Source organism: Rathayibacter sp. AY1F9, from assembly GCF_002932155.1.
GTDB lineage: Bacteria > Actinomycetota > Actinomycetes > Actinomycetales > Microbacteriaceae > Rathayibacter.
Map to the genome: position 1 here is coordinate 1 of NZ_PSVA01000003.1, position 21803 is coordinate 21803.

A 21803-nucleotide genomic window follows, 5' to 3' on the forward strand; every position below is an offset into this window, starting at 1 on the left:
TGTCGTTAGCACGGACTAGGAGCCCTTCTGGGTCGTGTCGGAGCCGCCGACGGCGGCCCCGACACGACCCAGAAGGGCTCCTAGTCCGTGCCAACGACACGCCTCAGCACCGAACCCACCGCCGTCCTCGTCCTCGAGGACGGACGACGATTCCGGGGACAGGCCTACGGCGCCCGAGGTTGCACCCTGGGCGAGATCGTCTTCGCCACCGGCATGACCGGCTACCAGGAGACGCTGACCGACCCGAGCTACGCCGGCCAGATCGTCGTGCAGACCGCGCCCCACATCGGCAACACCGGGACCAACGACGAGGACATGGAGTCGCGCCGCATCTGGGTCGCCGGCTACGTCGTCCGCGACCCCTCCCGCGTCGTCTCCAACTTCCGCGCGCAGCGCTCCCTCGGCGACGACCTGGAGACCGACGGCATCGTCGGGATCTCCGGCGTCGACACCCGGGCGATCACCCGCCACATCCGCTCGGCCGGCTCGATGCGCGCCGGCGTGTTCTCCGGCGAGGACCTCGCCCTCCCCGAGGAGGAGCAGCTCGCGCTGGTCCTCGGCGGCCGGCAGATGCAGGGGCTCAACCTCTCCTCCTCGGTCTCGACCGACGAGCAGTACACGGTGCCTGCCCGCGGCGAGCGCGTCGGCTCGGTCGCGGTCATCGACCTGGGGGTGAAGACCTCGACGGTCAACTACCTCGCGGAGCGCGGCTTCGACGTCCACGTGCTGCCCGAGTCGGTGACCGCCGAGCAGGTGCTCGCGCTCGACCCGTCCGCGCTCTTCTTCTCCAACGGCCCCGGCGACCCCGAGGCCTCGGACCGCCACGTCGAGCTGCTGCGCACCACCCTGCGCGCCGACCTGCCGTTCTTCGGCATCTGCTTCGGCAACCAGCTGCTGGGGCGCGCTCTCGGCTTCGGCACCTACAAGCTCCCGTTCGGCCACCGCGGGATCAACCAGCCCGTGCTCGACAAGCTCACCGGCCGCGTGGAGATCACCTCGCAGAACCACGGGTTCGCCGTGGACGCGCCGATCGAGGGCGAGCTGGACTCGCCCGAGGGCTTCGGCCGCGTCGAGGTCAGCCACTACTCCCTCAACGACTCGGTCGTGGAGGGCCTGCGCTGCCTCGACATCCCCGCCTTCTCGGTGCAGTACCACCCGGAGGCGGCGGCCGGCCCGCACGACTCCAACCACCTCTTCGACCGCTTCCGCGAGATGGTCGTGCAGCGCACGGCCGGGCGCGGGGCCTCGGAGCCCACCGACATCCCCACGACCAGCAGCATCGGAGAGCAGAAGTAATGCCGCGCAGGGAAGACATCCAGAGCGTCCTGGTCATCGGCTCCGGCCCGATCGTCATCGGACAGGCCGTCGAGTTCGACTACTCCGGCACCCAGGCCTGCCGCGTGCTGCGCGCCGAGGGGGTGCGCGTGATCCTCGTCAACTCCAACCCGGCGACGATCATGACCGATCCCGACTTCGCCGACGCCACCTACGTGGAGCCGATCACGCCCAAGGCGATCGAGGCGATCATCGCCAAGGAGAAGCCGGACGCGATCCTGCCGACCCTCGGCGGGCAGACGGCCCTGAACGCGGCCATCCAGCTGCACGACCTCGGGATCCTCGAGAAGTACGGCGTCGAGCTCATCGGCGCGAGCTTCGAGGCGATCAACCGCGGCGAGGACCGGCAGATCTTCAAGCAGCTGGTGCTGGACGCGGGCGCCGACGTCGCGAAGTCCTACATCGCGCACACCGTCGACGAGGCGATCGAGTACGCCGAGGACCTGGGCTATCCCCTCGTCATCCGCCCGTCGTTCACCATGGGCGGCCTGGGCTCCGGCTTCGCCTACACCCGCGAGGAGCTGGTGCGGATGGTCGGCGACGGCCTGCACCAGAGCCCCACCACCGAGGTGCTCCTGGAGGAGTCGATCCTCGGCTGGAAGGAGTACGAGCTCGAGCTGATGCGTGACACGGCCGACAACACGGTCGTCGTCTGCTCGATCGAGAACGTCGACCCCGTCGGCGTGCACACGGGCGACTCGATCACCGTCGCACCGGCGCTGACCCTCACCGACCGCGAGTACCAGAAGCTGCGCGACATCGGCATCCGGATCATCCGCGACGTGGGCGTGGACACCGGCGGCTGCAACATCCAGTTCGCGATCGACCCGGCGGACGGCCGGATCATCGTGATCGAGATGAACCCGCGCGTCTCCCGCTCCTCCGCCCTCGCCTCCAAGGCGACCGGCTTCCCGATCGCCAAGATCGCCGCGAAGCTCGCCATCGGCTACCGCCTGGACGAGATCCCGAACGACATCACCAAGGTGACGCCGGCGAGCTTCGAGCCGACGCTGGACTACGTGGTCGTGAAGGTCCCGCGGTTCGCGTTCGAGAAGTTCCCGGCCGCCGACAAGACGCTGACCACGACCATGAAGTCGGTGGGCGAGGCGATGGCGATCGGCCGCAACTACGCGCAGGCGCTGCAGAAGGCGCTCCGCTCGCTCGAGAAGCGCGGCTCGTCGTTCCACTGGGGCGCGCAGGAGCGCTCGGTCGAGGAGCTCCTCGAGATCGCGAGGACCCCGACCGACGGCCGCATCGTCACCGTGCAGCAGGCGCTGCGCCTGGGAGCCACGGTCGAGCAGGCGTTCGAGTCCACGAAGATCGACCCCTGGTTCCTCGACCAGATCGTGCTGATCAACGAGATCGCCGACCTGGTGCGCGAGCACGACGGCCTCGACGCCGGACTCCTCCGCCTGGCGAAGGACCACGGCTTCTCGGACGCGCAGATCGCCGAGCTCCGCGGGCTCGACGAGGCGGAGGTCCGCCGCACCCGCTACGCGCTGGACGTGCGCCCGGTCTACAAGACCGTCGACACCTGCGCGGGCGAGTTCCCGGCGCTCACGCCGTACCACTACTCCTCGTACGACGAGGAGACGGAGGTCGTCGCCGCCGACCGCCGCAAGGTAGTCATCCTGGGCTCCGGCCCCAACCGCATCGGCCAGGGGGTCGAGTTCGACTACTCCTGCGTGCACGCCTCGTTCGCGCTCTCGGACGCGGGCTTCGAGACGATCATGATCAACTGCAACCCCGAGACGGTCTCGACCGACTACGACACCTCGGACCGCCTCTACTTCGAGCCGCTGACTCTCGAGGACGTGCTCGAGGTCATCCACGCGGAGTCGCAGTCCGGCGAGCTCGTCGGCGTCGTCGTGCAGCTGGGCGGCCAGACGGCGCTCGGGCTCGCCGCGGGCCTCGAGGCGGCCGGCGTGCCCATCCTCGGCACCACCCCCGCGAACATCGACCTCGCGGAGGAGCGCGGCGCGTTCTCGCGGATCCTCGACGAGGCGGGACTTCTCGCTCCGCGCAACGGCACCGCGACCGACCTCGACGGCGCCCGCGAGGTCGCGGTGGAGATCGGCTACCCGGTCCTCGTCCGTCCGTCGTTCGTCCTCGGCGGGCGCGGCATGGAGATCGTCTACGGCACGCCCCAGCTCGAGGACTACTTCGAGCGGATGGCCGGCGAGGGGATCATCGACGAGGCGCACCCGCTGCTGGTGGACCGCTTCCTCGACGACGCGATCGAGATCGACGTCGACGCGCTCTTCGACGGCGAGCAGCTCTACATCGGAGGAGTGATGGAGCACATCGAGGAGGCCGGCATCCACTCCGGCGACTCGGCGTGCACGCTCCCGCCGGTGACGCTCGGCCGCCGCCAGATCGACCAGGTGCGGGAGGCGACCCTCGCGATCGCGCAGGGCGTCGGCGTCCGAGGACTGCTGAACGTCCAGTTCGCGATCGGCCAGGGCGTGCTCTACGTGCTCGAGGCGAACCCCCGGGCCTCGCGCACCGTGCCGTTCGTGTCGAAGGCGCTGGGCATCCCGCTCGCGAAGGCCGCGTCGCGCCTGATGGTGGGCGAGACCATCGCCGCGCTGAAGGCCGAGGGCCTGCTGCCCGAGCGCGACGGCTCCGACGTCCCGATGGACTCTCCCATCGCGGTGAAGGAGGCGGTCCTGCCGTTCAAGCGCTTCCGCACCAAGGAGGGCCAGATCGTCGACTCGCTGCTCGGGCCCGAGATGCGCTCCACTGGCGAGGTCATGGGGATCGACCGCGACTTCCCGCGCGCCTTCGCGAAGAGCCAGGACGCCGCGTACGGCGGCATGCCGGCGAGCGGGACCGTCTTCATCTCGGTCGCCGACCGCGACAAGCGCTCGATCGTCCTGCCCGCGCTGCGCCTGCGTCAGCTCGGCTTCGACATCCTCGCGACCGAGGGCACGGCCGAGGTGCTGAACCGCAACGGGATCCAGGCCCGCGTGGTCCGCAAGTACAGCGAGACCGCCGAGGGCGACGCGCCCTCCATCGTCGAGCTGATCGCCCGCGACGAGGTCGACGTGGTGATCAACACGCCCAGCGGAGGAGCGACCCGCGCCGACGGCTACGAGATCCGCGCCGCCGCGGTCGCCGCGGACAAGCCGCTGTTCACCACGATCGCCCAGCTCGCGGCGGCGGTCGCCTCGCTCGACGCGGCGAACGAGCCCTTCGAGGTGACGAGCCTGCAGGACTACGCCCTGCGCCGCGCGGAGCGCACCGCGTGAGCGGCGGCGCGGCGGGCACCGCCTCCTTCGGCTCGCGCCTCGAGGCGGCGTTCGCCGCGCACGGCCGGCTCTGCGTCGGGATCGACCCGCACGCGTACCTGCTCGACGCGTGGGGCCTCGCCGACGACGCGGCCGGGCTCGAGAGCTTCGGCCGAACGGTCGTCGAGGCGGCGGCCGGCCGTGCGGGCGTGGTGAAGCCGCAGATCGCGTTCTTCGAGCGGCACGGCTCGGCGGGCTACGCCGCGCTCGAGCGCGTGCTCGCCGACGCCCGCGAGGCCGGACTGCTGGTGATCGCCGACGTCAAGCGCGGCGACATCGGCACGAGCGTCACCGCCTACGCCGAGGCGTGGCTCCGGCCCGGCTCGCCGCTCGAGGCGGACGCCATGACCGCGGCGGCCTACCAGGGGCTCGGCTCCCTCGAGGGGATGCTGACCCTCGCCGAGGAGGCGGGCAAGGGCGTGTTCGTCCTCGCAGCCACCTCCAACCCCGAGGCCCGCCCCGTGCAGCGCGCCCTCGTGCAGGACGGCGGCCGGGCGGGATCCACCGTGGCACGCGCGGTCGTGGCGGACGTGGCATCCTGGAACGACGCTCACGCTCGCGCGTCGATCGGCTCGGTCGGCGTGGTGCTCGGCGCCACTGTCGCCCTGGGCGACTTCGGCATCGGCATCGACGAGCCGCTGCACCCCGCACTTCCGGTGCTCGCGCCCGGCTTCGGCCACCAGGGCGCAGCCGTCGCGGACGCGCAGCGGCTGTTCGGCGCGCTGAGCGCCGCCACCATCGTCAGCGAGTCGCGCAGCGTGCTCGGCGCCGGCCCCTCGGGGATCGCGGCCGAGATCACCCGCCGCGCGACCGACATCCAGGAGACCCTTGTCCGCTGAAACCGTCAGCCCCGATCCCGGCGCCTCCTCGCGCCCGGAGGCCGTGCGCCGTCCCTCGCCGCCCGAGGTCGACCGGCGCGCCGCCTCCGAGGCCGCGATCGCGGCGCGCCGTGCCCGCGCCGCCGTCAAGAAGGCCGTCGCCGCCGGACGCCGCCCCGCGACCGCCGTGCTCGCGGCGGCCCAGGCCGAGCCGCTCGGAGTCGAGGGGCGGATGCGCGTCAGCGAGCTGCTCCGCGCCGTGCCCGCACTCGGCGTGGTGAAGACGCCCCGGGTGATGGACCAGCTGCGGATCGCCGAGTCGAAGCGCCTCGGCGGGCTCGGCCGGCGCCAGGTCGAGGGCCTGGCGTCGTTCCTCGAGGAGCGGGAGTCGCGGCAGCGCCGCCCCGGCCGCAACCGCCTGCTCGTCCTCGCCGGTCCGACCGCGGTCGGCAAGGGCACCGTGTCGACCTACATCCGCGAGAACTACCCGGACGTCCTGCTCTCGGTCTCGGCCACCACCCGGGCCCCGCGTCCGGGCGAGGTGGACGGCGTCAGCTACTACTTCGTCGACGACGCCGAGTTCGACCGGATGGTCGCGGCGGGGGAGTTCCTCGAGTACGCCGTCGTCCACAACGCTCACCGCTACGGCACGCCCCGCGGCCCCATCGACGCCGCGCTGGAGCAGGGCCGGCAGGTGATGCTCGAGATCGACATCCAGGGTGCCCGCCAGGTGCGCGAGCGGATGCCGGACGCGCGGCTGGTCTTCCTCCTGCCGCCGAGCTGGGACGAGCTGGTCCGCCGGCTGGTCGGCCGCGGCACCGAGAGCGCGGAGGAGCAGGAGCGCCGTCTGGCCACCGCGAAGGTGGAGCTGGCCGCGCAGGACGAGTTCGACTTCGCCGTCGTCAACAGCACCGTGCCCGAAGCGGCCCGCGAGGTCGTAGAATTGATGTCGCCTCGTGCCGACGGCGCGCCCGCTGACCCGGGCCGCTGACACCGGGCCACCGACCACCTCCGGGCCGACGCCCCGGGTCCCACCGGGCACACGCCCCTCGGAGCCCGCGCGCCGTGTTGCTCCGGAGCCGCAGATCGGCGCTGATGCGCCTGCAAGGAGACACCCATGGCCAACAACCTCGGCATCATCGACCCGCCCATCGACGAGCTCCTCTCGAAGGTCGACTCCAAGTACGCGCTGGTGATCTTCGCCTCCAAGCGCGCCCGCCAGATCAACGACTACTACGCCGACCTCCACGAGGGCAGCCTGTTCGACAACGTCGGCCCGCTGGTCGACTCCACCATCGACGACAAGCCCCTCTCGGTCGCACTGCACGAGATCAACGAGGACAAGCTCGTCGCCAAGCCCCTCGCCGAGTAGTCCCCTCCGGGTGGGCTCCTCTCTCGAGGCCGGCCGACGGCTCAACGTCGTCGTCGGCATCACCGGCGGCATCGCCGCGTACAAGGCCGTCGGAGTCGTCCGCGCGCTGGTCCTCGCGGGGCACGACGTGCACGTCGTCGCGACCGAGGCCGCGCTGCGCTTCGTCGGGAAGCCCACCCTCGAGGCCATCTCGCGGAACCCGGTGCACACCGAGCTCTACGAGGGCGTCGCCGAGGTCCGGCACGTGGCCATCGGCCAGGCCGCCGACCTCATAGTGATCGCGCCCGCGACGGCGCACACGCTCGCCAAACTCGCTGCCGGCCTCGCCGACGACCTGCTCGGCAACACGGTGCTCGCGAGCACCGCCCCGCTCGTGGTCGCCCCCGCGATGCACACCGAGATGTGGGCGAACGCCGCCACCGTCGCGAACACGGCGGTGCTCCGCTCCCGCGGCGTGCACGTCGTCGGACCCGCGGTCGGCCGCCTCACCGGCGCCGACTCGGGCCCCGGCCGCATGGAGGAGCCCGAGACGATCGTGGCGGAGGCCCTCGCCGTCCACGCCCGCTCAGCCTCCGCCCGCCGCGACCTCGCGGGCGTGCGCGTCCTCGTGACCGCCGGCGGCACCCGCGAGCCCCTCGACCCGGTGCGCTTCGTCGGCAACCGCTCCAGCGGCAGGCAGGGCGTCGCGCTCGCGCTGGCCGCTGCGGCCCGGGGCGCGGAGGTCACCCTCCTCGCCGCGAACCTCGACGTGCCGGCGCCGGAGGGCGTCACGGTCCTCCCGGTGGGCACCGCGCTCGAGCTGCGCGAGGCCGCCCTCGCCGCGGCCCCCGGCGCGGACGTGGTGATCATGGCCGCGGCCGTCGCCGACTACCGGCCCGCCGCGGTCGCCGACGCGAAGATCAAGAAGGAGCAGCAGGGCGACCGTCTCGTCCTCGAGCTCGTCAAGAACCCGGACGTCCTCGCCGAGATCTCCGCCTCCCGGCGGGAGGGGCAGATCGTCGTCGGCTTCGCCGCGGAGACCGAGCCTGACCGGGACGCGATGCTCGCCCTCGGCCGCGCCAAGATCGCCCGGAAGGGCTGCGACCTGCTCGTCCTCAACAGGGTGGGCTGGGCCGAGGGTTTCCAGAGCGACAGCAACGCCGTCGTGGTCCTCGATCGGGCCGGCGATATAGTTGGTGAGGCCTCGGGCAGCAAGGCGGAGGTGGCCGATCGCGTCCTCGACGCGGTCGTGCGCTAGCCCCGCCGGTCCGCCCACCCAGGCGCCGATCGCCTGCCGCCCGGCATCGCGCCCGCCAGGCCACTCCCGGTACGAACGACCCCGGTCCGCACGAGCCGGGACGAGAAGAGAAGCATGACCTCCGGTCCCCTCCGCCTGTTCACCTCCGAGTCCGTCACCGAGGGCCACCCGGACAAGATCTGCGACCAGATCTCGGACCGCATCCTCGACGCCCTGCTCCGCGAGGACCCGCACAGCCGGGTCGCCGTCGAGACGCTGGTCACGACGGGGCTCGTACACGTCGCGGGCGAGGTCTCCACGAGCGGCTACGTCGAGATCCCCAAGATCGTGCGCGACACGATCGTCGAGATCGGCTACGACTCCTCGGAGAAGGGCTTCGACGGCCGCTCCTGCGGCGTCTCGGTCTCGATCGGCCAGCAGTCGCCCGAGATCGCGGCGGGCGTCGACACGGCGCTCGAGGTCCGCTCCTCCGAGGCGGGCGAGGACGCCTTCGACCGCCAGGGCGCGGGCGACCAGGGCCTGATGTTCGGCTTCGCGACCGACGAGACCCCCGAGTACATGCCGCTGCCGAGCTGGCTCTCGCACCGCCTCGCCGAGCGCCTGGCCGCCGTCCGCAAGTCGGGCGAGCTCGACTACCTCCGACCCGACGGCAAGACCCAGGTCACCATCGGCTACGACGGCACGACGCCGTCCACCATCGACACCGTCGTCCTGTCCACCCAGCACGCCGAGCACGTCAGCACCGAGACGATCCACGCGGACATCGCGGCGCACGTCATCCGCCCCGTCCTCGAGACGGTCGACCTCGACTCCTCCGCCGTGCGCCTGCTGATCAACCCGACGGGCCGCTTCGAGATCGGCGGCCCTCAGGGCGACGCCGGGCTCACCGGCCGCAAGATCATCGTCGACACCTACGGCGGAGCGTCCCGCCACGGCGGCGGCGCGTTCTCGGGCAAGGACCCGTCGAAGGTGGACCGCTCGGCCGCCTACGCCATGCGGTGGGTCGCCAAGAACGCGGTCGCCGCGGGGCTCGCCTCGCGGCTGGAGGTGCAGGTCGCCTACGCCATCGGCAAGGCGGCCCCGGTCGGCCTCTACGTCGAGACCTTCGGCACCGGCACCGTCTCCGACGAGACGATCACCGAGGCGATCCGCTCGGTCTTCGACCTGCGCCCGGCCGCGATCATCCACGCACTCGACCTGCTCCGCCCGATCTACGCGCAGACCGCGGCCTACGGCCACTTCGGCCGGGAGCTGCCCGACTTCACCTGGGAGCGCCTCGACCGGGTCGACGACCTGCGCTCCGCCGCGGGCCTCTCGTAGCGGGCGCGGCGGCGATGGCGACGAGCGGAGCCGTCGCACGCGTGCTCCTGGACTCGCCCCTCCCGCAGCTCGACCGGCTCCTGGACTACGCGGTGCCGGAGGCGCTGCGCGGCGAGGTGGTCCCCGGCGTGCGCGTGCGGGTGCCGTTGCGGACCGGAGGCCGGATCGCCGACGCGTTCGTCGTCGAGACGGGGGAGGGGACCGAGCACGCCGGAGCGCTCAGCGGCATCGAAGAGCTGGTCTCGCCGCTCGTCGTGCTGACCCCGGAGGTCTGGGCCCTCGCCCGCCGGGTGGCCGACCGCGCCTCCGGAGGCGCGAGCGACGTGCTGCGCCTGGCCGTGCCGCGCCGCCACGTCCGCGTCGAGAAGGCGCGACTCGCCGCGGGTCCCGCTCCTGCGGCGCCCGCGGTCGAGGCGGGCGGCGTGACGGGCTACCCCGACGCCTCCTTCGCGGGACTCGCCGAGGGGGCCCGGCTGGCGGTCGGCGCCGTGCCGGCTCCCGTGAGGCTCGACTCGGGCGCGTGGGTCGGCGGCTGGGCCGTCACGCTCGCCGAGCTCGCCCGGGACACGCTCGCCGCGGGCCGCGACGCGATCCTGGCCGTCCCCGACTACCGCGACCAGGAGCAGCTGGAGCTCGCTCTCGCCGCCCTCGTCCCCGCGGAGGCGGTGGTGCGCCTCGATGCGCGGCAGAAGGGCGCCGAGCGCTACTCCGCCTTCGTCCGCTGCCTCGATCCCGGGCCGCGGGTCGTCGTCGGCAACCGCTCCGTCCTCTACGCGCCCTCCTCCGCCCTCGGCCTGATCGGGCTCTGGGACGACGGCGATCCACTCTTCGCCGAGTCGCTCGCGCCCTACGCGCACGCGCGCGACGTCGCCCTGGTGCGGCAGGAGCAGAGCGGCGCCGGCCTCGTCCTGCTCGGCAACACGCGCACGGTCGAGGTCGAGCGGCTCGTCGAGATCGGCTTCGCGACCGAGGTGGAGCCGCGGCCGAGCCGCCGCCCGCACGTCGTGCCGACCGCCCAGCAGTGGGCGGCCGACGAGCACGACGCGGCAGCGCGCATCCCCTCCTCCGCCTGGCGGGAGGCGCGGAAGGCCCTCGACTCCGGTCCCGTGCTCGTCCAGGTCGCGCGCCCCGGCTACGCGCCGGTGGTCGCCTGCGCCCGCTGCCGGACCGTCGCACGCTGCAACCGCTGCCAGGGTCCGCTCGGCGTGCACTCCGAGGGCGGGCGGCCGAGCTGCGGCTGGTGCGGCCTGATCGCGGCCGACTGGACCTGCTCCGTCTGCGAGGCGACGGCTCTGCGCCTCGTCTCCCTCGGCGCGGGCCGCACCGCGGAGGAGCTCGGACGCGCCTTCCCGGGTGCCAAGGTGATCGTCGCCGACGGGCAGCGCCCCGTGCTCACCCTCCCCGACGAGCCCGCGCTCGTCGTGGCCACGCGCGGGGCGGAGCCGCGGGCCGACGGCGGCTACCACGCCGTCCTGCTGCTGGACGGCGAGCGGATGCTGGCCCGCGAGAGCCTGCGGGTCGCCGACGACGCGCTCCGCACCTGGTCGAACGCCGCGGCGCTGGCCCGCCCGGGCGCGCCGGTCCTCCTGGTCGGGGTCGGCGGCCGGCTCGCGACCGCCCTGGCGACCTGGCGGCAGGCCGAGTACCTCCGGGCCGAGCTCCAGGAGCGGCGCGCTCTGCGCTTCCCGCCCGCGGTGCGCCTGGCCACGGTGAGCGGCGACGCGCACGCGGTGGAGGAGGCGCTCGAGGCGCTCGACGAGGACGACCGGCACGAGGTCCTCGGTCCTGTCGGGCTCGAGGACGGCTCCGTCCGGGCGATCGTCCGGTTCGACTACGCTCGCGGTGCGGATGTGGCCGCGCGCCTCCGCTCCGCCGTGATCCGCAACGCCACGCGCCGTCGTCGCCCGCCGACCACGCCCGGCCGCTTCCGGCCGGCCCCCCGGCTCCGGGTCCGTCTCGACGACCCCGACATCCTCTGACTCCCCAGGAGACCCCCGTGCGCCTCGTCTTCGCCGGCACGCCCGCCGCCGCCGTTCCGACCCTCCGCGACCTCGCCGCCTCCGCGCACGAGGTCGTGGCCGTGGTCACCCGGGAGGACGCCCCGGTGGGACGCAAGCGCGTGCTCACCCCCTCGCCGGTCGCCGTCGTGGCCGAGGAGCTGGGGATCCCGGTGATCCGGGCGAACCGCCTCGACGAGGACGTGACCGACCGGATCGCGGAGCTCGCCCCCGACCTCGGCGTGATCGTGGCCTACGGCGGCCTCGTCCGGCAGCGCCTGCTGGCGGTGCCGCGCCTGGGCTGGATCAACCTGCACTTCTCCCTGCTGCCGCGCTGGCGCGGGGCGGCTCCCGTCCAGCGGGCGCTGATGGCGGGCGACACGCGGATCGGCGCGAGCGTCTTCCAGCTGGTCGCCGAGCTCGACGCCGGTGACGTGTACGCCGAGCTCGCCGTCGACGCGGGGGAGCGCACCGCGGGCGAGCTGCTGACGGAGCTGGCCGCGAGCGGCGCCGGCCTCACCCTCGGCGTGGTCGACGCGCTGGAGGAGGGCACGGCCGTCGCGACTCCGCAGGCCGGAGAGGCGACCCCCGCTCCCAAGCTCGACGCCGCCGACGGCCGGATCGACTGGAGCCTCCCGACCGCGCGGGTCCTCGCGCTCGTGCGCGGAACGACTCCCGAGCCCGGAGCCTCGACCGCGGTGGGGGACGCGCGCCTCAAGGTGCTCGCGGTCCGCGCGGCCGAGGGGGACCTCGCTCCCGGCGTCGTCCGCCTCGACTCGGGGCGCGCCCTCGTCGGCACCGCGGACGGAGCGGTCGAGCTGGTCACCGTCCAGCCCGCCGGCAGGACCCCGATGGCCGGCGCCGCCTGGGCCCGCGGCCTGCGCGAGAGCACGGTGCTCGCGTGAGCGCCCGTCGCGAGGCCGCTCCCGCCCGGCGGGTCGCCTACGACGTCCTGCTCGCGGTGAGCGGGTCGGACGCCTACGCCAACCTGGTCCTGCCCGCGCGGATCAGCGCCGCCGGCCTCTCGCCCGCCGACGCGGGACTGGCCACCGAGCTCTGCTACGGCACTCTGCGGATGTCCGGCTACTACGACCGCGTGATCGCCCTCGCGGCCGGCCGGTCCGTCGAGAGCATCGATGCGCCGGTGCTCGACGCGCTGCGCCTGGGCGTGCACCAGCTGCTCGCGACCCGCGTGGCCCCGCACGCCGCGGTGAACGAGAGCGTCGCGCTCGTCGCGGCCGGCTCCTCGCGGGGAGCGGTGGCCTTCGCCAACGCCGTGCTGCGCGCGGTCTCGCGCTCGGGCGCCGGCGAGTGGCGCGAGCGGGTATCCGCGGCCGCGGTCTCCGGCGACGACCGGATCGCCGCGCTGAGCTCCCACCCCGTGTGGATCGTGCGCGCCCTGCGACGGGCGCTGGCGGCGGAGGGGGCGGCCGACGAGCTCGACGCGCTGCTCGCCGCCGACAACGCGGCTCCGCGGGTGAACCTGGTGGCTCTGCCGGGCCTGGCGTCTCCCGGCGAGATCGCCGGCGCCGAATCCGACCGCTTCTCGCCGGTCGGCATGACCAGCACCGGCGGCGACCCGGAGGCAGTCCCCGCGGTGCACGAGGGCCGCGTGCGCGTGCAGGACGAGGGCTCCCAGCTCGCCGCTCTGGCGCTCTCCCGGGCACGGCCGGTCCGCCCGGGCGAGCGCTGGCTCGACCTGTGCGCGGGACCCGGCGGCAAGGCGGCGCTGCTCGCGGCGGAGGCGCGCGCAGGCGGGGCGGCGCTGCTCGCCAACGAGGTGGTCCCGGGCCGCGCGGGCCTGGTGCGGCAGGCGCTGGCCGCCGTCGACCCGTCGGTCGAGGTGCGCACCGGCGACGGGCGCGACCTGGGCGACGAGCAGCCGGGCTCGTTCGACCGCATCCTCCTCGACGCGCCGTGCACCGGTCTCGGTGCGCTGCGGCGTCGGCCCGAGGCGCGCTGGCGCAAGTCCGCGGCCGACGTGGAGCCGCTGGCCGCCCTCCAGGGCGAGCTGCTCGACTCCGCGGTCCGGGCTCTCGCTCCCGACGGGCTGCTGGCCTACGTGACCTGCTCGCCGCACCTCGGCGAGACCCGGCGCGTGCTCGCCCTCGCGCAGGAGCGGCACGAGCTCGAGCTCGTCGACACGCCGGCCGTGCTGCGCGCGGTGACGGCGGACCCGCTCCCGCTGCCGGACGGCCCCCTCCACGTGCAGCTCTGGCCGCACCGGCACGGCACCGACGCCATGTTCGTCCAGCTCCTCCGCCGCCGCCGGCCCCTCGAGGCGGCGTCCGGAGACGCCTGACCCCTCCGGAGCGGGAGCGTGCTCAGCCGGGCGGACGCCGAGGACGCTCCGATCTAGGCTGGACGCATGCCCGCACGGATCAACCCCAGCATCCTCTCCGCCGACTTCGTGAACTTCGAGGCCGAGCTGCAGCGCATCGCCGGAGCCGACCTCGTGCACGTCGACGTGATGGACAACCACTTCGTGCCGAACCTCACCTTCGGGCTGACCATGGTCCAGCGCCTCCAGGACGTCTCGCCCCGCCCGCTCGACCTGCACCTGATGATCGACGACCCCGACCGGTGGGCCCCCGACTACGCCGAGACCGGCGCCTTCTCCGTGACCTTCCACGCCGAGGCCGCGCGCGACGCCGTGGCCCTGGCGCGGCGCCTGCGCGGGATCGGCTCGCGGGCGGGGATCGCGCTCAAGCCGGGCACGATGGTGGACGACTACCTCGACCTCCTGCCCGAGTTCGACCAGGTCCTCGTGATGACGGTCGAGCCCGGCTTCGGGGGCCAGTCCTTCATGCAGGAGACGATGCCCAAGCTGCGCACGCTCCGGAACGTGGTGGACCGCACCGGGCTCGACGTCTGGCTCCAGGTCGACGGCGGGATCGCACCCGGCACGATCGAGATCGCAGCGGAGGCGGGAGCCGACACCTTCGTCGCGGGCTCCGCGGTCTTCGGCGCGGACGACCCGGAGGCCGCGATCGCGTCGCTGCGCGAGACGGCGACCGCTCACCTGCACCGGCACTGAGGCGTCCCGCGCCCGGCCGCCGTATAGACTTCCCCGGTGAAAACTTTCGACGACCTCTTCGCTGAGCTGGGCGAGAAGGCCGCCGCCCGTCCCGAGGGTTCGGGCACCGTCCGCGAGCTCGACGCCGGCGTGCACTTCATCGGCAAGAAGATCGTCGAGGAGGCAGCCGAGGTGTGGATGGCCGCCGAGTACGAGGGCGACGAGCGCACCGCCGAGGAGATCTCGCAGCTGCTCTACCACCTGCAGGTGCTCATGCTCGCCAAGGGACTGACGACGGCCGACGTCTACCGGCATCTGTGAGCCCCGCCCCGCTCGCCGGGGTGCGCCTCCGCTCCGCGCCGTCGCGCCCGCACGCTCCCCGAGGAGCCGTGCCGCCCCCTGAACAGCCGTCGAGTCATGAAGGACGTCCCGTGACCACCACCCCCGCCCCGACGCTCCTGCGCGTCGCCGTCCCCAACAAGGGCTCCCTCTCGGAGACCGCCGGTCAGATGCTCGCGGAGGCCGGCTACACCGGCCGCCGCGACCCGAAGGAGCTGCACGTCGTCGACGAGCGCAACGGGGTGGAGTTCTTCTACCTGCGCCCGCGCGACATCGCCACCTACGTCGGCTCCGGCGCTCTCGACGTCGGGGTCACCGGCCGCGACCTCCTGATCGACTCCGGCTCCGAGGCGCGCGAGATCGCGAGCCTCGGCTTCGCCAACTCCACCTTCCGCTTCGCCGGGCCCGCAGGCCGCTACGACGAGCTCGCGCAGATCGACGGCCTCCGCGTGGCGACCAGCTACCCGGGCCTCGTGGGCCGCTTCCTCCGGGAGCACGGCGTCGAGGTGACGCTGATCCGCCTCGACGGCGCGGTCGAGTCCGCGATCCAGCTCGGCGTCGCCGACGTCATCGCCGATGTCGTCGAGACCGGCACCACGCTCCGCAAGGCCGGCCTCGAGATCTTCGGCCCGGTCATCCTGAACTCGACCGCCGTCCTGGTCTCCGCCGCGGGGGAGCCCGAGGGCATCCCGGTGCTGCTGCGCCGCCTGCAGGGCGTGCTGGTCGCCCGCGAGTACGTGCTGCTCGACTACGACTGCCCCGTCGCGCTCCTGGAGAGCGCCACGGCGATCGCCCCGGGCTTCGAGTCGCCGACGGTCTCGCCGCTGCACGACGCCGAGTGGGTGGCCGTCCGCGTGATGGTGCCGCGCTCGGACATGAACCAGGTGATGGACCGCCTGTACGACCTGGGCGCCCGCGCGATCCTGGTCACCTCCATCCACGCCGCGCGCCTGTAGAGGGGGAGCCGATGAGTCTCGCCGTCCGCGTCATCCCCTGCCTCGACGTCGCCGCCGGCCGCGTCGTGAAGGGCGTCAACTTCCAGAACCTGCGCGATGCGGGCGACCCCGTCGAGCTCGCCCGCCTCTACTTCGAGCAGGGCGCCGACGAGCTGACCTTCCTCGACGTCACCGCCACGGTCGACGACCGCTCGACCACCTACGACGTGGTGCGGGCGACCGCCGAGCAGGTCTTCATCCCGCTCACGGTCGGCGGAGGCGTGCGCAGCGCCGAGGACGTCTCGCGACTGCTCGCGCACGGCGCCGACAAGGTGGGCGTCAACTCCGCCGCGATCGCCCGGCCCGAGCTCCTCGGCGAGATCGCCGACGTCTTCGGCGCGCAGGTGCTCGTGCTCTCGCTCGACGTCAAGCGGAGCGACGCCACGGCGTCCGGCTTCGTCGTCACCACTCACGGCGGACGCCGCGAGACCGAGCTCGACGCCCTGGCCTGGGCGGCCGAGGCCGTCGAGCGCGGCGCCGGGGAGCTGCTGGTCAACTCCATCGACGCCGACGGCACCAAGCAGGGCTTCGACCTCGAGCTGATCGCCGCGATGCGCGAGCTGAGCTCCGTGCCGGTCATCGCCTCCGGAGGCGCCGGCGCCGTCGAGCACTTCGCTCCGGCCGTCGACGCGGGAGCCGACGCCGTGCTCGCCGCCTCCGTCTTCCACAACCGCGAGCTGACGATCGGCGACGTCAAGCGCTCGCTCGCCGCCTCCGGGATCGAGATCCGATGACCCCCGCCGAGCTCGACGCCGTCCTGGACCGCGCCGCCTTCGATCCGACCGGGCTCCTGCCCGCGATCATCCAGCAGCACGACACCCGCGAGGTGCTCATGATGGGCTGGATGGACCGCGAGGCTCTCCGGCGGACCCTCACCGAGGGCCGCGTCACCTTCTGGTCGCGCTCGCGTCAGGAGTACTGGCGCAAAGGCGACACGTCCGGGCACGCGCAGTACGTGCGGGGTGCCGCCCTCGACTGCGACGCCGACACCCTGCTGGTCCAGGTCGAGCAGATCGGCGCAGCCTGCCACACGGGCGAGCACGCCTGCTTCGACGTCGACCCCCTCGTGCCGTTCACCGGCCTCGGCCCGGCGGAGTGAGCATGAGCGGACGGCGGCTGAAGTACACGGCGATCCTCGGGGTCGTGCTGCTCGCCGCGCTCGAGCTGACCGCCTCCACCCAGACCTGGTCCACGCTGACCCTGGCCGCGATCGAGGGGGAGGGCCAGCGGATCGACGTGGCCGGGACCGTCGCCGCGCCCGCGCTCTCCGCCCTGGCGCTCGCGGGCCTCGCTCTCGCCGCGGCCCTCGCCATCGCCGGCCCCGTCTTCCGGATCGTGCTCGGTCTGCTGCAGGCCGTCCTCGGCGCCTCGGTGGTGCTCACGGCCGCGACGGCACTGGGCGACCCCGTGCGCGCCGGCGCTTCGCTGGTCACCGAGGCGACCGCCATCGCGGGGGAGCAGTCCGTCGCCGCACTCGTGGCCTCGTCCTCCGCGACGGCCTGGCCCGTCGTCGCCCTGGTCTGCGGCGTGCTCACCGCGCTGCTCGGGATCGGCGTCGTCGCGACCTCGCGCCGCTGGCCGGGAGCGGCGCGGAAGCGCGCGTCCCGCTTCGAGCCCGCCGACGGCTACGGCCACGGCGCGTCGACCGTGCAGACGGACGACGGCGACATCGATCCGGTCATCTCGTGGGACGACCTCTCGCGCGGCGACGACCCCACCTCGGGCCGCTGACACCGGCCGGGGACGTGTCCGGCGGTCCGGCATCCCCGCCTCCTGCAGGGGCTGCGCAGGCGAGTCCGGGCCGGGCGCTCAGGCGCCTCACGCTAGACTGCTCTGGTCCCGATGCACCCCCAGGAGGAGACCCATGAGCACCGAGCACGACGACGACAACCACGGCCACTCGCCCGCAGCGTGGACGGCCGTCGTCATCATGCTGGTCGGATTCACGATCGGCACGATCGCGTTCTGGTTCGACGTGCCCCTGGTGGTCTGGCTCTCGGCCGGCCTGGTCGTGGTGGGTCTGCTCGTGGGCATGGGCATGGCCAAGGCGGGCTACGGCGTCAACGGCGCGAAGGCGAACCCGAAGGCGCGCGCCTAGGTGCTCGCCGACCTCACCGCCGGCGCCCTGGCCGACGCGGCCCGGCGCCGCGAGAGCGCCCCGCTCGAAGCCGTCGAGCGCCGCGCGCTCGCCCAGGCGCCCGCCCTCGACGCCCTGGCCGCTCTGGCCCCCGCCGAGCGCGTCAGGATCATCGCCGAGGTGAAGCGCGCCAGCCCGTCGCGCGGAGCCCTCGCCGACATCCCCGTCCCCGCCGAGCTGGCCGGACAGTACGAGCTCGGGGGAGCGAGCGCGATCAGCGTCCTCACCGAGGAGCGCCGCTTCAAGGGGTCCCTCGCGGACCTCGAGGCGGTCCGCGAGCGCGTGTCGATCCCCGTCCTGCGCAAGGACTTCGTCGCCGAGCCCTACCAGGTCCTCGAGGCCCGCGCGGCCGGAGCCGACCTGGTCCTCCTCATCGTCGCCGCGCTCGAGCAGCCCCTGCTCGCCGAGCTGCACGCCCTCGTCCTCGAGCTGGGGATGACCCCGCTCGTCGAGACGCACTCGGCCGACGAGCTCGAGCGGGCCGCCGACCTCGGCGCGCGGCTCATCGGCGTGAACGCCCGCGACCTCTCCACCTTCCAGCTCGACCGCGACCTCTTCGGCCGCCTCTCCGAGCGCTTCCCCGACGACGCGGTGAAGGTGGCCGAATCGGCCGTCCTCACCGCCGACGACGTCGCGCACTACCGCGGCGCCGGAGCCGACGTCGTCCTCGTGGGCGAGGCTCTCGTCACCGGCGGCGACCCCGTCTCCACCCTCGCCGGCTTCCTGGCGCACTGACCACTCCGATAGGCGGTACCCCCATGGCACTCCGGGATGAACTCGGCCCCTACTTCGGCGAGTTCGGCGGACGCTACGTCCCCGAGTCCCTCGTCGAGGCCCTCGACGAGCTGAGCGCCGAGTACGAGCGCACGAAGGTCGACCCCGCGTTCGCGGCAGAACTGATGGAGCTGCACCGCAGCTACACCGGCCGTCCGTCGATCATCACCGAGGTGCCGCGGTTCGCCGAGCACGCCGGCGGAGCGCGGATCATCCTCAAGCGCGAGGACCTCAACCACACCGGCTCGCACAAGATCAACAACGTGCTGGGCCAGGCGCTGCTCACCAAGCGGATCGGCAAGACCCGCGTCATCGCCGAGACGGGAGCGGGCCAGCACGGCGTCGCGACCGCCACGGCCGCCGCCCTGTTCGGCCTCGACTGCGTGGTCTACATGGGCGAGGTCGACACCGAGCGCCAGGCCCTCAACGTCGCCCGCATGCGCCTGCTCGGCGCCGAGGTGATCCCCGTGACGACCGGCTCGCGCACCCTCAAGGACGCGATCAATGACGCGATGCGCGACTGGGTGACGAACGTGGGCACCACGAACTACATCTTCGGCACCGTCGCGGGCCCGCACCCGTTCCCGGCCCTCGTCCGCGACTTCCAGAAGATCATCGGCGAGGAGGCGCGCGAGCAGGTCCTCGAGCTGACCGGCTCGCTGCCCACCGCGGTCACCGCCTGCGTCGGCGGCGGCTCCAACGCGATGGGGATCTTCCACGCCTTCCTCGACGACCCCGACGTCCGCCTCGTCGGCTTCGAGGCCGGCGGCGACGGGATCGAGACCCCCCGCCACGCGGCGACCATCAGCAAGGGCCGCCCCGGCGTCCTGCACGGCGCCCGCAGCTTCCTCCTCCAGGACGAGGACGGCCAGACCGTCGAGTCGCACTCGATCTCGGCCGGCCTCGACTACCCGGGCATCGGCCCGGAGCACGCGTGGCTCTCGAGCATCGGCCGCGCCGACTACCGCGCGGTCACCGACTCGGCCGCGATGGACGCGCTCATGCTGCTCAGCCGCACCGAGGGGATCATCCCGGCGATCGAGTCCGCGCACGCGCTGGCCGGCACGCTGGAGCTCGGGCGCGAGCTCGGCCCCGAGGCCACCATCCTGGTCAACCTCTCGGGCCGCGGCGACAAGGACATGACGACCGCTGCGCACTACTTCGGCCTCATGGACAAGGGCGCGGTGCAGTCGTGAGCGGCCGCGGACCGAGCGTCGCCGAGACCGTCCGGCGCCGGAACGAGGAGGCGGCGGGCGCCCTGATCGGCTACCTCCCCGTCGGCTTCCCCGACCTGCCGACCAGCATCGACGCCGCCGTGGCCATGGCCGAGAACGGCGTCGACGCGATCGAGCTCGGTCTGCCCTACTCCGATCCGGTGATGGACGGACCCGTCATCCAGGAGGCGACCCAGGCCGCCATCGCGGGCGGCTTCCGCCTCCGCCACGGCTTCGAGGCCGTCCGCGAGATCCGGGCGCGCGTCGACGTGCCGGTCCTGGTGATGACCTACTACAACCCCGTCCTGCAGTACGGGGTCGAGCGCTTCGCCACCGATCTGGCCGAGGCCGGCGGGTCCGGCCTCATCACGCCCGACCTGATCCCGGACGAGGGCGCCGAGTGGCTCGCCGTCTCCGAGCGGCTCGGACTCGACCGCGTGTTCCTCGCGGCACCGTCCTCGACGGACACGCGCCTGCGCCAGGCCGTCGACTCGAGCCGTGGATTCGTCTACGCGGTCTCGACGATGGGCATCACCGGCGCGCGCACCGATGTCGACTCCGCGGCCCGCACCCTGGTCGACCGCCTCCGCGCCGCCGGCTCCGAGAGCGCGTGCGTCGGCCTGGGCATCTCGACCGGCGAGCAGGTCGCCGAGATCCTCGCCTACGCGGACGGCGCCATCGTCGGATCCGCCCTGGTGCGGGCGCTGGCGTCCGGCGGGGTCGACGCGGTCGCCGAGACCTCCCGCGGCCTCGCCGAGGGCACCCGCCTGCGCTCCGCGCGCTGACACCCTCCCGCTACAATCGGGATGCCCACCGGGGCGCGGCCGAGCCGCGCCCGGGGGACCCCCTCCTTCGAAAGGTCGAGTACCGGTGTCCGTACCGCTGAGCATTCCGAGCCCCCCCGACGCGTGGAGTCAGTACGACCTCACGATCGGCACCTTCACGCTCGCGATCCACACCTACGCGCTCTGCATCCTCGCGGGGATCATCGTGGCGACGATCATGACGAACCAGCGCCTCAAGCGCCGCGGCGCGGAGCCGTGGGTCGTGCTCGACATCATCATCTGGGCGGTGCCGCTCGGCATCGTCGGCGCCCGCGCCTACCACGTGCTCACCCACCCCGGCGACTACTTCTACGACGGCGCCGACCCGTGGGAGGTCGTCCGCATCTGGAACGGCGGCAACGCCATCTTCGGCGGGCTCATCGGAGGCGCGGTCGGCGCGTTCATCGGCTGCCGCTGGACAGGAGTGCGCTTCTGGACCTTCGCCGACGCCCTCGCCCCCGGCATGCTCGCCGCTCAGGCGCTCGGGCGCCTGGGCAACTGGTTCAACCACGAGCTCTTCGGCCTGCCCACGACCCTGCCCTGGGGCCTCGAGATCGAGACCACCAACCCGGCCTTCCCCGTCGGCCTCCCGGCGGGCACGCTCTTCCACCCGACCTTCCTCTACGAGATCCTCTGGAACGTCGTCGGCATCGCGGTCATCCTCCTGCTCGAGCGCCGTCTCAAGCTGCAGTGGGGCACCGTCTTCGCCGCCTACCTGATCTGGTACGGGATCGGCCGCGTCTGGTTCGAGTCCATCCGGATCGACCCGAGCGAGTTCTTCTGGGGCATCCGCACCAACGTCTGGGCCGCGCTCATCGCCGTGGTCATCGGCCTGGTCCTCGTGGTGATCCAGAAGCGCGAGCACCCGGGCGCCGAGCCCTCGGCCTACCGGCCGGGTCGCGAGTGGACGCCCGCCCCGGCTGCGGTAGAATTCGAGGACGTCGAGTCGGACTCCGACGACACCACCACCCCTGCTTCCGGCACCGACGCCGAGAAGCCGACGGTCTCCCGCACCTGACGGAGGTCGCGGAGCCTCCGCGACCGCCTCCCGGGTGCCCGACACCTCCACGACCGCCCCATCGCGGCGCAGCCACGAGCGCTGCCGCGGGCGGGTCGTCGTGCAGGCACCGCCGGC

At 73.4% G+C, this 21803-nt stretch carries 21 protein-coding genes; all 21 read left to right on the plus strand.

What is annotated here, in order from left to right; translation table 11 throughout:
• The first annotated feature begins 87 nt into the window (after window positions 1–87).
• The 21 genes from carA (at window position 88) to lgt (ending at window position 21686) form a co-directional block, all read left to right on the plus strand.
• Window positions 88–1296, plus strand: coding sequence for a glutamine-hydrolyzing carbamoyl-phosphate synthase small subunit (gene carA, locus C5C37_RS03160; protein WP_104338467.1), 1209 nt, complete (start codon window positions 88–90; stop codon window positions 1294–1296).
• Window positions 1296–4586 (plus strand): carbamoyl-phosphate synthase large subunit, encoded by a 3291-nt coding sequence (gene carB / locus C5C37_RS03165; RefSeq protein ID WP_104221829.1) that lies wholly within the window; start codon window positions 1296–1298, stop codon window positions 4584–4586. The genes carA and carB overlap by 1 nt, the downstream gene beginning before the upstream one ends.
• Window positions 4583–5464: an orotidine-5'-phosphate decarboxylase gene (gene pyrF / locus C5C37_RS03170; RefSeq protein ID WP_104246781.1), complete on the plus strand. Its 882-nt coding sequence runs from the start codon at window positions 4583–4585 to the stop codon at window positions 5462–5464. Before carB ends, pyrF begins: the two co-directional genes overlap by 4 nt.
• Window positions 5465–5507: 43 nt before the next feature.
• Window positions 5508–6434: a guanylate kinase gene (gene gmk / locus C5C37_RS03175; protein WP_104354723.1), complete on the plus strand. Its 927-nt coding sequence runs from the start codon at window positions 5508–5510 to the stop codon at window positions 6432–6434.
• Window positions 6435–6560: 126 nt separating this feature from the next.
• Complete coding sequence (gene rpoZ, locus C5C37_RS03180; protein ID WP_104221835.1) at window positions 6561–6815, plus strand: DNA-directed RNA polymerase subunit omega; 255 nt, start codon at window positions 6561–6563, stop codon at window positions 6813–6815.
• 10 nt (window positions 6816–6825) lie between these two features.
• Window positions 6826–8052: a bifunctional phosphopantothenoylcysteine decarboxylase/phosphopantothenate--cysteine ligase CoaBC gene (gene coaBC / locus C5C37_RS03185; protein ID WP_104268621.1), complete on the plus strand. Its 1227-nt coding sequence runs from the start codon at window positions 6826–6828 to the stop codon at window positions 8050–8052.
• Window positions 8053–8166: 114 nt separating this feature from the next.
• Window positions 8167–9372, plus strand: a complete 1206-nt coding sequence (gene metK, locus C5C37_RS03190) for a methionine adenosyltransferase (RefSeq protein WP_104221839.1) — start codon at window positions 8167–8169, stop codon at window positions 9370–9372.
• A gap of 14 nt (window positions 9373–9386) precedes the next feature.
• Window positions 9387–11351, plus strand: coding sequence for a hypothetical protein (locus C5C37_RS03195; RefSeq protein ID WP_104338468.1), 1965 nt, complete (start codon window positions 9387–9389; stop codon window positions 11349–11351).
• A 17-nt stretch (window positions 11352–11368) separates the two neighbouring features.
• Entirely contained in the window at window positions 11369–12274 is a 906-nt protein-coding gene (locus tag C5C37_RS17390) for a methionyl-tRNA formyltransferase (protein WP_181027104.1), read from the plus strand.
• On the plus strand, window positions 12271–13671 hold the full coding sequence (locus C5C37_RS03205) for an RsmB/NOP family class I SAM-dependent RNA methyltransferase (RefSeq protein ID WP_258065838.1): 1401 nt from the start codon (window positions 12271–12273) through the stop codon (window positions 13669–13671). The genes C5C37_RS17390 and C5C37_RS03205 overlap by 4 nt, the downstream gene beginning before the upstream one ends.
• A gap of 66 nt (window positions 13672–13737) precedes the next feature.
• A complete protein-coding gene (gene rpe, locus C5C37_RS03210) occupies window positions 13738–14406 on the plus strand; it encodes a ribulose-phosphate 3-epimerase (RefSeq protein ID WP_104287920.1) in 669 nt (222 codons plus the stop codon).
• Window positions 14407–14442: 36 nt separating this feature from the next.
• Window positions 14443–14706 (plus strand): phosphoribosyl-ATP diphosphatase, encoded by a 264-nt coding sequence (locus C5C37_RS03215; RefSeq protein WP_055791842.1) that lies wholly within the window; start codon window positions 14443–14445, stop codon window positions 14704–14706.
• 110 nt (window positions 14707–14816) lie between these two features.
• Window positions 14817–15680 carry an ATP phosphoribosyltransferase gene (hisG, locus tag C5C37_RS03220; protein WP_104338469.1) on the plus strand — a complete coding sequence of 288 codons (864 nt, stop codon included), beginning with the start codon at window positions 14817–14819 and terminating at the stop codon, window positions 15678–15680.
• A gap of 11 nt (window positions 15681–15691) precedes the next feature.
• Window positions 15692–16453, plus strand: a complete 762-nt coding sequence (gene hisF, locus C5C37_RS03225) for an imidazole glycerol phosphate synthase subunit HisF (RefSeq protein WP_104246786.1) — start codon at window positions 15692–15694, stop codon at window positions 16451–16453.
• Window positions 16450–16818 (plus strand): phosphoribosyl-AMP cyclohydrolase, encoded by a 369-nt coding sequence (gene hisI, locus C5C37_RS03230; protein WP_104221855.1) that lies wholly within the window; start codon window positions 16450–16452, stop codon window positions 16816–16818. The genes hisF and hisI overlap by 4 nt, the downstream gene beginning before the upstream one ends.
• A 2-nt stretch (window positions 16819–16820) precedes the next feature.
• Window positions 16821–17450, plus strand: coding sequence for a Trp biosynthesis-associated membrane protein (locus C5C37_RS03235; protein ID WP_104338470.1), 630 nt, complete (start codon window positions 16821–16823; stop codon window positions 17448–17450).
• 133 nt (window positions 17451–17583) lie between these two features.
• Window positions 17584–17817: a DUF6704 family protein gene (locus C5C37_RS03240; protein ID WP_104221860.1), complete on the plus strand. Its 234-nt coding sequence runs from the start codon at window positions 17584–17586 to the stop codon at window positions 17815–17817.
• Window positions 17818–18591: an indole-3-glycerol phosphate synthase TrpC gene (gene trpC, locus C5C37_RS03245; protein WP_104309120.1), complete on the plus strand. Its 774-nt coding sequence runs from the start codon at window positions 17818–17820 to the stop codon at window positions 18589–18591. It abuts the gene before it with no gap.
• Window positions 18592–18614: 23 nt separating this feature from the next.
• Complete coding sequence (gene trpB / locus C5C37_RS03250; protein ID WP_104338471.1) at window positions 18615–19826, plus strand: tryptophan synthase subunit beta; 1212 nt, start codon at window positions 18615–18617, stop codon at window positions 19824–19826.
• Entirely contained in the window at window positions 19823–20629 is an 807-nt protein-coding gene (gene trpA / locus C5C37_RS03255; RefSeq protein WP_104232657.1) for a tryptophan synthase subunit alpha, read from the plus strand. Before trpB ends, trpA begins: the two co-directional genes overlap by 4 nt.
• A gap of 85 nt (window positions 20630–20714) precedes the next feature.
• Complete coding sequence (gene lgt, locus C5C37_RS03260) at window positions 20715–21686, plus strand: prolipoprotein diacylglyceryl transferase (RefSeq protein WP_258059820.1); 972 nt, start codon at window positions 20715–20717, stop codon at window positions 21684–21686.
• The last annotated feature ends 117 nt before the right edge of the window (window positions 21687–21803 follow it).

Coding starts and splice junctions, on each gene's coding strand:
- carB (WP_104221829.1), top strand. CDS start 1,296: ATGCCGCGCAGGGAAGACATCCAGAGCGTCCTGGTCATCGGCTCCGGC.
- rpoZ (WP_104221835.1), top strand. CDS start 6,561: ATGGCCAACAACCTCGGCATCATCGACCCGCCCATCGACGAGCTCCTC.
- metK (WP_104221839.1), top strand. CDS start 8,167: ATGACCTCCGGTCCCCTCCGCCTGTTCACCTCCGAGTCCGTCACCGAG.
- C5C37_RS03195 (WP_104338468.1), top strand. CDS start 9,387: ATGGCGACGAGCGGAGCCGTCGCACGCGTGCTCCTGGACTCGCCCCTC.
- rpe (WP_104287920.1), top strand. CDS start 13,738: ATGCCCGCACGGATCAACCCCAGCATCCTCTCCGCCGACTTCGTGAAC.
- hisF (WP_104246786.1), top strand. CDS start 15,692: ATGAGTCTCGCCGTCCGCGTCATCCCCTGCCTCGACGTCGCCGCCGGC.
- hisI (WP_104221855.1), top strand. CDS start 16,450: ATGACCCCCGCCGAGCTCGACGCCGTCCTGGACCGCGCCGCCTTCGAT.
- C5C37_RS03235 (WP_104338470.1), top strand. CDS start 16,821: ATGAGCGGACGGCGGCTGAAGTACACGGCGATCCTCGGGGTCGTGCTG.
- C5C37_RS03240 (WP_104221860.1), top strand. CDS start 17,584: ATGAGCACCGAGCACGACGACGACAACCACGGCCACTCGCCCGCAGCG.
- trpB (WP_104338471.1), top strand. CDS start 18,615: ATGGCACTCCGGGATGAACTCGGCCCCTACTTCGGCGAGTTCGGCGGA.